Here is a 12183-nt window from a genome sequence, read left to right on the forward strand (position 1 = left end):
TATCGCGGCCGCGCTCAGGCGAAGTAGTCAGGGAACGTATTGGGCCCTAAATACAGCAAGTTCGACGCGGTCAGTTTGATTTCCCTTTGCATTTTAAGCTCTACGAACGGGCTGCCTTGCGTGACTGGGCCCAGGTTCGTCGGCGGCTGATCGGTGCTGAATATCACCCTATAATTGCCACTGTCTTTGTAACGCTCATTCCCCAGAAACAAGAGGTTTTCAACGTTGTCCCCGTTGAATTGCTGGCCGGGGGGATTTACATACACCCCGCCCTTTGAGCCCGCTCGCCTCTCGCCACGGGCCAAATCATTGATGCTGTGTTCCTTGGCGATCGCTTCTGCGCCAGCCTTGCTGGTGTAGTGAATGTAAACGGGCTGTCCGTTGTGTTCACCCGAATCCAGTATGTTCTGCCAATCCGGGTGATTGACCAAGGGTGGTTTGGTTGCAACCGAAGGCACCTTGCTCTTCACCCCTCCCTCTAGATTGGCCAATCGCCATTCGCCGTTTTCGGTCGGCACCAACATCATCACCTGCGTCTTGCTAGCGGGGTCAATCACGCGGATAGGACTGCCGTTGCCCTTGTAAAACCGTTCGACCTCAAATGCTCTGCTCACACCCGTACCGTCGGTGAACTTGACATAGAAGTCATCGCCGACTTGGTAAGTGCCGTCTCCTCTTCTTGTCTTGCCCTCAAGAAAGTCATCAGGCATTGCATGGGCGCTGTAGTCGGGTAGTTGGCGCTGGCTGTATGAGGTATCGAAAGCCGCGTTCGAATCGGGCTCTTCACTTCGGTTTGTACTGCCTGGTGCGGGTTCCTCATGAAGGCCGGACTTGTTCGGCAAGAATGCCTCAATGCCGGGTTCGCCAGATTTCACGAAGTTGCGCACAACAAGGGGAGTCATCACCTGAGCCGCATTGAGGGCGCCAAACACAATCCGTTCGGTGCCATTCGGTTTGCCCTGTACGGTGTCGTCGATACCGATAACGGTCGTCACGGCGCCGTCCACCAGATAGAAAGCATCCAGCGCCAATGCGACTTCAGGCACTACCAGTGCCAGGGGGGTGAGAAACAGTGCCGCCTTTGTTGTCTTTTCCAGGCCTGAGAGGACCTCGTCTTTGGTCAGGTCTGCATCGCTGGTGATCTTTACGTCGGCATCGGCATAGGAACGATCTTTTTGACGTTTGGCGATTTCATCGAACGGTAAGTTGTTAGCTTCAAGCTTGATGTATTGCTGCGGGTCCCAAGAGCCACTAAACGCCAGATGGTCGTAGCTAAATCGTCCGCCTGGGGTTTCCCGTTTTTGAGGCCATGTACCGAGCCCGGCCAACGTCTCATCTATCCCGGCCTCCGTGAAGCCATTGGGCTTGTCTTTCAGTGCAAAGTGCGAGGCCAAGGCATTGAGTTTGACTGGGTCGGCCATTTCTCTGGCGAGCCATGCCTTCATTTCAGCCTGACTGCTGAAGCTGTGAATGGGGGAAGAGTTTCCGGGTATGTAAAGCAGGGTGAGCGCTGGGGTTTTCTTGGTGTCCGTTATGTACATAAGGTCGGTGGATTGATAGCTGCCGAGTTTCAGCAGCCCCATGTCGATAGTGGGATCTTTGGGTGGGTTCTTTTGTAAGTCTTCAGCGTTGATGTCTGGCCATGACGCCTGCACATCTGGCACGCCTGCCGCCCGCATGATCAAGTTGCGACCCTCTGGGCTCAGGCTGCCTTCCAGCTGTTGTGTGATGGCTGATTTGATAAAGGATGCCTTGGCCACCGCAGGGTATTTTTCTTTATGACTGCTCCAGAAACTATCCAGGAACGCCTTGTACGGCTTTTGGTAGTCAGCCTTCCAAATTAACGCCTTGAACTCATCCGGTGTGATCAGGCTCTGGTTTCCTCCGTTGTAAACCGGTGCAGGCTCATCTTCCGATTCGACGTAGATACCTTGGTAGGTGTGCGTAATGTCAGCCTGTTCACTGTAGGGGTTAATGCGGCTTGAGAAGTCGAATGTCGAAGGCTTTAGGGTTTGCAGCTCGGGCTTGAGGATGACCTCTGGGCCGCCCGCGTAAAAGGGCACGGCGTACCCTTTGCCCGCTGGAGTGTCTTGAGCATTCTTTATGAGAGCTTGTGTCAGTGAGATCTTTTGGATGATCTTCGCGGGGTAAGGCCTGTCTCCGCTGGTGTTGTAATCGAACGTGACGAGGTAAGTATTGTCGGGGTCGACACTCCACTTATCTTTCTCTGCTGGGTTTTTTGCCTTTGCCTTTTTTTCAGCAAACAAGTTGCTGAGAAAGTTTGAGGCTTCTTGTTCGACGCTGTTGAATTCGCCGCAGATTTGCTCTGCGATGGAGTCGATGCTGGGGTTTGCGCCTAGATTGACCAGGACGGGGGCTTTTTGTCCGACGTCGACCCCTTTGCCGGGATCGTATGTGTGGCGGACCTCTTTAGTGGCGGTGCCCGTGGCGGGTGCTAGACGGCTGGGAAGGTGGGCGTCGGTTGTACGTTTATGGCGCTGATGCGTGCTGATTACCTGATGGTCGTTACTGTCGGGCGGTAGCTCTGACTGAATTGGCAGGCGATAAGAATCCATGGGTGAGGGCGTGATTTGCATAAGGGATGTCTCGACGTTTATTGGGATACCAGTCGTCCTTTATGTGGCTGCTGAGTAAGCAGGGTTCCACTGTCGGTACGAGCTTTTGTGCGCTCTGAAGTAGGACCAGGCCTTACGCGAGGAACCCTGCCATCTTCGGCTACGTCCGATACGGCGCTGAACAAAGTCTGAACAATCTGCTTCAGGCTGCGCGGGGTCTTGAACCGATCGTCTATGATCGGTTCAAACGCCTGTCACATTTTCTTACAGAGCCTGAACGATGAATCAGAACGCTGAGTACTCCGCGGTCAATGACGCGGTACGTGGGCAATTCTTTCGCCGAACCTGGGCGATGATCACGCCCTATTGGCGCAGTGAAGAGAAGGGCAAGGCTTGGTTGCTACTGGCCGCAGTGATTGGCCTGTCGCTGTTCAGCGTGGCGATCTCCGTGTGGATCAACCACTGGTACAAGGACTTCTACAACGCTCTGGAAAAGAAGGACACCGATGCCTTCTGGCAACTGATCGGCTATTTCGGTGGGATCGCCGCCGTGGCCATCCTGGGCGCCGTGTATCGGCTGTACCTGACCCAGATGCTCACCATCCGCTGGCGTGCCTGGCTTACCGAAAAGCACTTCGCACGTTGGCTTGCCGACAAAAACTATTACCAGCTGGAGCAGGGCGGCTACACCGATAACCCGGACCAGCGGATTTCCGAAGACCTCAATAACTTCACCTCCAGTACCCTGAGCCTGGGCCTCGGTTTGCTGCGTAACGTTGTCAGCCTGGTGTCGTTCTCCATCATCTTGTGGGGTGTTTCCGGCAGCATCGAAGTGTTTGGTATCACCATTCCCGGCTATATGTTCTGGTGCGCGCTGCTGTATGCCGCCGTGGGCAGTTGGCTGACGCACCTGATCGGTCGTCGCTTGATCGGCCTGAGTAACCAACAACAACGCTTCGAAGCGGACCTGCGATTCTCCATGGTGCGGGTACGTGAGAACGCCGAAAGCATCGCGCTGTACAACGGTGAGCCGAATGAAAAGCAGCGCTTGAGCACCCGGTTCGGCAAGGTCTGGCACAACTTCTGGGACATCATGAAAGTGTCCAAGCGCCTGACCTTTTTCACGGCGGGCTACAGCCAGATCGCTATCATCTTCCCCTTCATCGTCGCCGCGCCGCGCTACTTCACCGGCAAGATCGAACTGGGCGAGCTGATGCAAATCAACTCTGCGTTCGGCAACGTGCAGGAGAACTTCAGCTGGTTTATCAGCGCGTATTCGGACCTGGCTTCGTGGCGCGCCACCAGTGATCGTCTGCTCAGCTTTCATCAGGCGATGAGTGATAACGAGCAACGTCCTGCGGCGATTGATGTGCGACCGGAAGGCGAACGCTTGGTTGTGCAGGGCTTGGGCCTGGACCTGGCAGATGGCCGTCACCTGCTGACCAATGCCGATATGAGTGTAGAGCCTGGGCAGCGCGTGATGCTCAGTGGCCGCTCCGGCAGCGGCAAGAGTACCCTGTTGCGTGCGATGGGCCACCTGTGGCCGGCGGGCCACGGCAGCATTCGCCTGCCGGCGGCGCGCTACTTGTTCCTGCCGCAAAAACCGTATCTGCCGATTGGTACTTTGAAAGCCGTGCTGAGTTATCCACAGGACGACAGCGTGTACTCGGCCGAGCGTTATGCACAGGTGTTGGAGACGTGCCGTTTGCCACACCTGGTCAACCGCCTGGATGAGGCGAATCACTGGCAACGCATGCTCTCGCCGGGTGAGCAGCAGCGCCTGGCGTTTGCCCGTGCGTTGTTGTTCGCGCCGCAATGGCTGTACATGGACGAAGCGACTTCGGCGATGGACGAAGAGGATGAGGCGACGTTGTATCAAGCGCTGATTGATGAGCTGCCGGGTTTGAGCATCGTCAGCGTGGGCCATCGCAGCAGCCTCAAGCGCTTCCATGGGCGGCATGTGCGGATTGAGGGTGGGAGGCTTCTGGAACAACCCGTAACCTTAGGTTAGAGCACGGTCAAAAATGTGGGAGCGGGCTTGCTCGCGAAAGCGGTGGATCAGTCAACATCTTCAGTGACTGACACTCCGCCTTCGCGAGCAAGCCCGCTCCCACATTTGATCACTGGTGTTCTTAAGAATGAGCTCCAACAAAAAGCCCGGCTGATCATCGATCAGCCGGGCTTTTCTATTGCTTGAAGAAAGCTTACTTCTTCAAACCGTAATGCTCATCCAGCATACCCGGGGCGTTTGGCGTTTTTGGCGCGTAGTCCCGTGGTGGCTCCTGATTTTCCCGGGGTGGGGTCAGGCGCTCCCGTGGAGTTTGCGGTGCATCGGAATGCAGCGCGGCCAGCAGACGCTGACGGGTGATGTCGTCGAGGGCCAGGCGGTTGGCGCCATCGGCGAGGTGGTCTTGTACTTCCTGGTAGCTCTGGGTGAGCTTCTTGACCAGGTTGGCGGTGCTGTTGAAGTGGGTAACAACCTCGTTCTGATAACTGTCAAAACGTTCCTGAATGTCATCCAGCTGACGCTGCGTGCGGTTAGGCGCGGCATTCGGCAGCAGGCGAGCAACCAGGAATCCAATGGCGACACCGGCAACCAGGGCAAGAGTCGGCAACAACCAAACTAAGAGCGAGTGTTCCACGAGTCCTTCCTCTATAAACGGCTTTGCTTTACGTTAACGGCTCAAACCTGCGCTGTATACCGCGATTAAGCTCGCAATGATGCCAAGCACAGACTTTTAGCTAGACGAGTCGACCCATTGAGAGGTCACGGAGTTCATTCCTTGCTCATGCGTGAAACCCCCGTTTTGATCGATGGCCCGGTAGGCCAATTGGAAGCACTGTACCTGGATCACCCCGAACCACGGGGCCTGGCGCTGATCTGTCACCCCAACCCGGTGCAGGGTGGGACCATGCTCAATAAAGTCGTATCGACCTTGCAACGTACCGCCCGCGATGCGGGTTTGATTACATTGCGATTCAATTACCGTGGCGTCGGCGCGAGCGCCGGTACCCACGACATGAGCACGGGCGAAGTGGACGATGCCGAAGCGGCCGCCACCTGGTTGCGGGAAAAACACCCGGATCTGCCGATCACGCTGCTCGGCTTTTCCTTCGGTGGCTATGTCGCCGCCAGCCTCGGCGGCCGCTTGGAAGCCAAGGGTGAAACACTTGCGCACCTGTTCATGGTTGCCGCTGCGGTGATGCGCCTGCGCGACACCGACGTGCTGCCACAGGGCTGCCCGCTGACGCTGATCCAGCCGGAAACCGACGAAGTGGTCGACCCGCAAACCGTTTACGAGTGGTCTGCCGCCCTGAAACGCCCCCATGAGCTGCTGAAAGTGGCAGAATGCGGGCATTTTTTTCATGGCAAGCTCACCGATCTCAAGGATCTGGTGCTGCCACGCCTCTCGAATTGATAGCAGTCTGATAAGCGATTACCCATGACGACTCGTACCCGTATCCTCACCGGCATCACCACCACCGGCACGCCGCACCTGGGCAACTACGCCGGTGCGATCCGCCCGGCGATCCTCGCCAGTCAAGACGCCAACGCCGACTCCTTCTACTTCCTGGCCGACTACCACGCCCTGATCAAATGCGATGACCCGCAGCGCATCCAGCGCTCGCGCATGGAAATTGCCGCGACCTGGCTGGCCGGTGGCCTGGATGTGAACCGGGTGACCTTCTACCGCCAGTCCGACATCCCGGAAATCCCCGAGCTGACCTGGCTGCTCACCTGCGTTGCTGCCAAGGGCCTGCTCAACCGCGCCCATGCGTACAAGGCCTCGGTGGACAAGAACGTGGAAGCCGGCGAAGACCCGGATGCGGGCATCAGCATGGGCTTGTACAGCTACCCGGTGCTGATGGCGGCGGACATCCTGATGTTCAACGCACACAAGGTGCCGGTCGGCCGCGACCAGATCCAGCACGTGGAAATGGCCCGCGATATCGGCCAGCGCTTCAACCACCTGTTCGGCAACGGTAAAGAATTCTTCACCATGCCCGAAGCGCTGATCGAAGAAAGCGTCGCCACCTTGCCGGGCCTGGATGGCCGCAAGATGTCCAAGAGCTACGACAACACCATTCCGTTGTTCACCAGCGCCAAGGACATGAAGGACGCGATCTCGCGGATCGTCACCGACTCGCGCGCACCCGGCGAAGCCAAGGACCCGGACAACTCGCACCTGTTCACCTTGTTCCAGGCGTTTGCCAGCAAGGCCCAGGAAGAAGAGTTCCGCGCCGAACTGCTGCAAGGCCTGGGCTGGGGCGAGGCGAAGAACCGTCTGTTCCAACTGCTGGACGGCCAATTGGGCGAAGCCCGCGAGCGTTATCATCAACTGATGTCGCGCCCGTCGGACATGGAAGACCTGCTGCTGATCGGTGCCAAGAAGGCCCGTGCTGTGGCTGCTCCGTTTCTGGCAGAGTTGCGTGAAGCGGTTGGCCTGCGTTCGTTCGTCGAGCAGGCTGCGGCGCCGGTCGCGACCAAGAAGAAAGCTGCAAAGGCTGCGCGTTTCGTAAGCTTCCGTGAAGCTGACGGCAGCTTCCGTTTCCGCCTGCTGGCGGCTGATGGCGAGCAACTGCTGCTGTCGCGCAACTTTGCCGACGGTAAAGCCGCAGGCGCTGTGACCAAGCAGTTGCAAAACGGTGACGCGCTGGACGTACGCACTGAAGCCCTGGGCTTCAGCGTATGGCTGGACGGTGCGGCAGTGGCGGACAGCGCCGAGTTCGCCGACAGTGGCGCCCGCGATGCCGCCATCGCCGCACTGCGCATCGCGTTGACCCCTATCGAGGATTGACCCGACCAAGGGTTGATTGCCATTAATCAGGGCCGTCGTTACAGTGGCGGCCCGTTTTTGTTGCCTTGCTAACGAAATTATGACGCCCCTAGAACGATATCAAGCTGATCTGAAACGCCCTGAATTCTTCCATGACGCGGCCCAGGAAACGGCGGTGCGTCATTTGCAGCGCCTGTACGATGACCTCATCGCGGCCTCGCAAAACAAGCCAGGGTTGCTCAGCAAGCTGTTTGGCAAGAAGGACCACACGCCGGTCAAGGGCCTGTATTTCTGGGGCGGCGTGGGCCGGGGCAAGACTTACCTGGTAGACACCTTCTTCGAAGCGCTGCCGTTCAAGGAAAAAGTCCGGACGCACTTCCACCGCTTCATGAAGCGTGTGCACGAAGAAATGAAGACCCTGCCGGGCGAGAAAAACCCGCTGACCATCATCGCCAAGCGCTTCTCCGACGAAGCGCGGGTGATCTGCTTCGATGAATTCTTTGTCTCCGACATCACCGACGCCATGATCCTCGGCACGCTGATGGAAGAGCTGTTCAAGAACGGCGTGACCCTGGTCGCGACCTCGAACATCGTGCCTGATGGCCTATACAAGGACGGCCTGCAGCGTGCGCGTTTCCTGCCGGCCATTGCGCTGATCAAGCAGAACACCGAGATCGTCAACGTCGACAGCGGCGTGGACTATCGCCTGCGCCACCTGGAGCAAGCGGAACTGTTCCACTTCCCGCTGAACGAAGCGGCCCACGAGAGCCTGAAAAAGAGCTTCCGTGCGCTGACGCCGGAATGCACCCAGGCGGTGGAAAACGACAAGCTGATGATCGAGAACCGCGAGATCATCGCCCTGCGCACCTGCGATGACGTGGCCTGGTTCGACTTCCGCGCCCTGTGCGACGGCCCGCGCAGCCAGAACGACTACATCGAGCTGGGCAAGATCTTCCACGCCGTGATTTTGAGTGGTGTGGAACAGATGAGCGTGACCACCGACGACATCGCGCGGCGGTTTATCAACATGGTCGACGAGTTCTACGACCGGAACGTGAAGCTGATCATCTCGGCGGAAGTCGAGTTGAAGGACCTGTATACCGGCGGTCGTTTGAATTTCGAATTCCAGCGCACGCTCAGCCGTTTGCTAGAGATGCAATCCCACGAGTTTCTGTCGCGCGGGCATAAGCCGTAAGCCAATCTCTAAAACAATGGAGATCAACTGTGGGAGCTGGCTTGCCTGCGATGGCGGTGTATCAGCCAGCACATAAGCTGACTGACAGACCGCCATCGCAGGCAAGCCAGCTCCCACATTGGTTTAGTGTTTAGCTCGGGTTATGCAGCCTGCTGAAACTGCTGGCGATACTGGTTCGGCGACAGCTCCGTGTGCTGCCTGAACAGCCGCGCAAAGAAACTCGCATCGTCATACCCCACCTCATAACTGATGGTCTTGATGCTCTTGCGGCTGCCCGAGAGCAGGCCCTTGGCGGTCTCGATACGCAGGCGCTGCAGGTAATGCAGCGGCTTGTCACCGGTGGCGGTCTGGAAGCGACGCATGAAGTTGCGGATGCTCATGCCGTGTTCGCGGGCGACGTCTTCGAAGCGGAACTTGTCGGCGAAGTGCTCTTCGAGCCAGTGCTGGATCTGCAGGATGATCACGTCCTGGTGCAGCTTCTGCCCGCCAAATCCAATACGTCCAGGTGAATAGCTGCGCTGCACTTCATAGAGGATGTCGCGGGCCACGGCCTGGGCGATGTTGGCACCGCAGAAGCGTTCGATCAGGTAGATATAAAGGTCGCATGCCGAGGTCGTGCCGCCCGCGCAGTACAGGTTATCGGCGTCAGTCAGGTGCTTGTCCTGGTTGAGCTGAACCTTGGGGAAACGCTCGCTGAAGGCATTGAAGAAACGCCAGTAAGTGGTCGCCTCCTTGCCATCAAGCAGGCCGGCTTCGGCCAGCCAGAACACCCCGGTGGCTTCGCCGCAGAGCACTGCGCCGCGGGCGTGTTGCTCGCGCAACCACGGCAGCACTTGCGGGTAACGGCTGCACAGGGCATCGAAATCATCCCAGAAGGCAGGTAACACGATGATGTCGGCGTCTTCCAGGCCGCCGTCCACCGGCATGATCACATTACTGAAACTGCGCACCGATTGCCCATCGGGGCTGACCAGTCGTGATTCGAACGCAGGGGTCAGGCCCAGGCCTTGTTGCTTGCCGTAACGCAGGCTGGCGAGGTGGAAGAAATCCTTGGCTTGCATGAGGGTTGAAGCGAATACCCGATCAATGGCCAAAATGCTGACGCGCCGCAGGGGCGTGGAGATTTGGTTAGACATAATTTCATTTATTCTTATAGGGGAAAGTGGTCACCAGACGGCTGGATCGTCTTATTTTTTGTCGCATGTGTCCAGTGTCCCGTGATGCCTTCGCGGCATAGTCTCTGTGGGCTTGTTTTTGTCCGACAATCCCCGCAGGTGAGCCATGATCCCCAGAACCTTGTTCAGCCCCGAGCACGAACTCTTTCGCGAGAGCGTGCGTACCTTCCTCGAAAAAGACGCCGCGCCGTACCATGGGCAATGGGAGAAGCAGGGTTATATCGACCGTCGCCTGTGGAGCAAGGCAGGGGAGGCGGGGATGCTGTGTTCCCACCTGCCGGAGGAGTACGGCGGGTTGGGCGCGGATTTTCTCTACAGTGCGGTGGTGATCGAGGAGATCAGTCGGCTGGGTCTCACCGGCATCGGTTTTTCCCTGCATTCGGACATCGTCGCGCCGTACATCCTGCATTACGGCAGCGAAGCGCTGAAGCACAAGTACTTGCCCAAGTTGATCTCCGGCGAGATGGTCACGGCGATTGCGATGACCGAGCCGGGGGCGGGGTCCGACCTGCAAGGCGTGAAGACCAGCGCCGTGTTGGACGGTGATGAGTACGTGATCAACGGCTCCAAGACCTTCATCACCAACGGCTACCTGGCGGAGTTGGTGATCGTGGTCGCCAAGACCGATCCCAAGGCCGGCGCCAAGGGTACCAGCCTGTTTCTGGTGGAGGCTGATACGCCGGGCTTCGACAAGGGCAAGCGCTTGGAGAAGGTCGGCATGAAGGCCCAGGACACGTCCGAGCTGTTCTTCCAGGACGTGCGTGTGCCCAAGGAAAACCTGCTGGGCCAGGCCGGAATGGGCTTCGCATACTTGATGCAGGAGCTGCCCCAGGAGCGCTTGACCGTGGCGATCGGTGCGCTGTCATCCGCTGAGGCGGCGCTGGAGTGGACGCTGGAATACACCCGTGAACGCAAGGCGTTCGGCAAGGCGATTGCCGATTTCCAGAATACCCGTTTCAAGTTGGCGGAGATGGCGACCGAGATTCAGATCGGCCGGGTGTTTGTTGATAAGTGCATGGCATTACACCTGGAAGGCAAGCTGGATGTGCCTACGGCCGCGATGGCCAAGTACTGGGCCACGGACCTGCAATGCAAGGTGCTTGATGAGTGCGTGCAGTTGCACGGCGGCTACGGCTTCATGTGGGAATATCCGATTGCGCGGGCCTGGGCGGACGCGCGGGTGCAGCGGATTTATGCGGGGACCAATGAGATCATGAAGGAGATTATTGCGCGGGCGCTTTGATGATTTTGTAGTGCTGCTAAGGGCCTCTTCGCGAGCAGCCCGCTCCCACATTCGACCGCATTCTCATGTTCGAACTCGGTCAACTGTGGGAGCGGGCTTGCTCGCGAAGGCGGCCTACAGATCAATCAAGGCGCAGGGTTCGGGTGATCCTTCTGAATCGCCTCAATCCCCTCCAGCACCTCTTTCGACAGCTTAAGCTCAGCACTGGCAATGTTGCTGTCCAGTTGCGCAAGCGACGTGGCGCCGATGATATTGCTGGTCACAAACGGTTGTTGCGTCACAAACGCCAACGCCATCTGCGCCGGGTCCAGGCCATGTTCACGCGCCAATGCCACATAACGGCTGCACGCCGCCTCCGACTGTGGGTTGAAGTAACGGCTGAAGCGGCTGTACTCGGTCAGGCGTGCCTTGGCCGGGCGGGCGCCGTTCTCGTATTTGCCGCTGAGCATGCCGAACGCCAGCGGCGAGTAGGCCAGCAGGCCGCATTGTTCGCGAATGGCGATTTCCGCCAGGCCCACTTCAAAGCTGCGGTTGAGCAGGTTGTAGGGGTTCTGGATCGACACGGCGCGGGTCCAGCCACGGGCCTCGGCCAGGGCGAGGAATTTCATGGTGCCCCATGGGGTTTCGTTGGACAGGCCAATGTGGCGGATCTTGCCGGCCTTCACTTGCTCATCCAGCGCTTCGAGGGTTTCTTCCAGCGGGGTGAGGTCTTCTTCGTCCTTGTGCTTGTAGCTCAGCTGGCCAAAGAAGTTGGTGCTGCGCTCGGGCCAATGCAGCTGGTAGAGGTCGATCCAGTCGGTCTGCAGGCGCTTGAGGCTGGCATCCAGCGCATCGACGATATGTTTGCGGTTGTGGCGCAGGTGGCCGTCGCGGATGTAGTCGATGGTGTTGCCCGGGCCGGCGATCTTGCTGGCCAGGACCCAGTCGGCACGGTCGCCGCGGCTCTTGAAGTAATTACCGATATAACGCTCGGTGGTGGCGTAGGTGTCGGCCTTCGGCGGCACCGGGTACATTTCGGCGGTGTCGAGGAAGTTGATCCCCGCCGCCTTGGCCCGCTCGATCTGTGCGAAGGCCTCTGCCTCGCTGTTCTGCTCGCCCCAGGTCATGGTGCCCAAGGCTATCGCGCTCACGTTCAGATCCGTACGGCCCAGCTGTCGATAATCCATCGGGTACTCCTTCGGGGAAAACAATCATAAAAGCAGGTTGAATTTTTTTT

9 protein-coding genes are annotated in these 12183 nt (G+C 58.3%); 5 read left to right on the forward strand and 4 right to left on the reverse strand.

What is annotated here, in order from left to right:
- Positions 1-14: 14 nt before the first annotated feature.
- Positions 15-2597, reverse strand: a complete 2583-nt coding sequence (locus tag CFE47_RS19965) for a dermonecrotic toxin domain-containing protein (protein WP_286839718.1) — start codon at positions 2595-2597, stop codon at positions 15-17.
- Between the two features lie 259 nt (positions 2598-2856).
- Here CFE47_RS19965 and CFE47_RS19970 point away from each other — a divergent pair, with 259 nt between their 5' ends.
- Positions 2857-4587, forward strand: a complete 1731-nt coding sequence (locus CFE47_RS19970; protein WP_286839720.1) for an ABC transporter ATP-binding protein/permease — start codon at positions 2857-2859, stop codon at positions 4585-4587.
- 193 nt (positions 4588-4780) lie between these two features.
- Here CFE47_RS19970 and CFE47_RS19975 read toward each other — a convergent pair whose 3' ends face one another.
- A complete protein-coding gene (locus CFE47_RS19975) occupies positions 4781-5218 on the reverse strand; it encodes a Z-ring associated ZapG family protein (protein ID WP_032886236.1) in 438 nt (145 codons plus the stop codon).
- Between the two features lie 147 nt (positions 5219-5365).
- On the opposite strand from CFE47_RS19975, the gene CFE47_RS19980 reads away from it, so the two are divergent.
- From CFE47_RS19980 to zapE, 3 genes are all read left to right on the forward strand, one after another.
- Positions 5366-5995, forward strand: a complete 630-nt coding sequence (locus tag CFE47_RS19980) for an alpha/beta hydrolase (RefSeq protein ID WP_286839723.1) — start codon at positions 5366-5368, stop codon at positions 5993-5995.
- A gap of 24 nt (positions 5996-6019) precedes the next feature.
- Complete coding sequence (locus CFE47_RS19985) at positions 6020-7375, forward strand: tryptophan--tRNA ligase (protein ID WP_286839727.1); 1356 nt, start codon at positions 6020-6022, stop codon at positions 7373-7375.
- Between the two features lie 79 nt (positions 7376-7454).
- On the forward strand, positions 7455-8549 hold the full coding sequence (gene zapE / locus CFE47_RS19990; protein ID WP_286839729.1) for a cell division protein ZapE: 1095 nt from the start codon (positions 7455-7457) through the stop codon (positions 8547-8549).
- Between the two features lie 140 nt (positions 8550-8689).
- Here the strand turns inward: zapE and CFE47_RS19995 are convergent, their stop codons facing one another.
- Positions 8690-9610, reverse strand: a complete 921-nt coding sequence (locus CFE47_RS19995; RefSeq protein WP_185708451.1) for a GlxA family transcriptional regulator — start codon at positions 9608-9610, stop codon at positions 8690-8692.
- 220 nt (positions 9611-9830) lie between these two features.
- Here CFE47_RS19995 and CFE47_RS20000 point away from each other — a divergent pair, with 220 nt between their 5' ends.
- Positions 9831-10967 carry an acyl-CoA dehydrogenase family protein gene (locus CFE47_RS20000; RefSeq protein ID WP_286839731.1) on the forward strand — a complete coding sequence of 379 codons (1137 nt, stop codon included), beginning with the start codon at positions 9831-9833 and terminating at the stop codon, positions 10965-10967.
- 125 nt (positions 10968-11092) lie between these two features.
- Here CFE47_RS20000 and CFE47_RS20005 read toward each other — a convergent pair whose 3' ends face one another.
- Positions 11093-12133 (reverse strand): NADP(H)-dependent aldo-keto reductase, encoded by a 1041-nt coding sequence (locus CFE47_RS20005; protein WP_286839733.1) that lies wholly within the window; start codon positions 12131-12133, stop codon positions 11093-11095.
- Positions 12134-12183: the final 50 nt, after the last annotated feature.

The sequence above is a fragment of the Pseudomonas sp. PGPPP1 genome (genome assembly GCF_002255865.1).
Taxonomy (GTDB): domain Bacteria; phylum Pseudomonadota; class Gammaproteobacteria; order Pseudomonadales; family Pseudomonadaceae; genus Aquipseudomonas; species Aquipseudomonas cremoris.

Excerpts from the sequence above, each read along its gene's own strand:
- CFE47_RS19965 (WP_286839718.1), bottom strand. The coding sequence starts at position 2,597 with ATGCAAATCACGCCCTCACCCATGGATTCTTATCGCCTGCCAATTCAG.
- CFE47_RS19970 (WP_286839720.1), top strand. The coding sequence starts at position 2,857 with ATGAATCAGAACGCTGAGTACTCCGCGGTCAATGACGCGGTACGTGGG.
- CFE47_RS19980 (WP_286839723.1), top strand. The coding sequence starts at position 5,366 with ATGCGTGAAACCCCCGTTTTGATCGATGGCCCGGTAGGCCAATTGGAA.
- CFE47_RS19985 (WP_286839727.1), top strand. The coding sequence starts at position 6,020 with ATGACGACTCGTACCCGTATCCTCACCGGCATCACCACCACCGGCACG.
- zapE (WP_286839729.1), top strand. The coding sequence starts at position 7,455 with ATGACGCCCCTAGAACGATATCAAGCTGATCTGAAACGCCCTGAATTC.
- CFE47_RS19995 (WP_185708451.1), bottom strand. The coding sequence starts at position 9,610 with ATGCAAGCCAAGGATTTCTTCCACCTCGCCAGCCTGCGTTACGGCAAG.
- CFE47_RS20000 (WP_286839731.1), top strand. The coding sequence starts at position 9,831 with ATGATCCCCAGAACCTTGTTCAGCCCCGAGCACGAACTCTTTCGCGAG.
- CFE47_RS20005 (WP_286839733.1), bottom strand. The coding sequence starts at position 12,133 with ATGGATTATCGACAGCTGGGCCGTACGGATCTGAACGTGAGCGCGATA.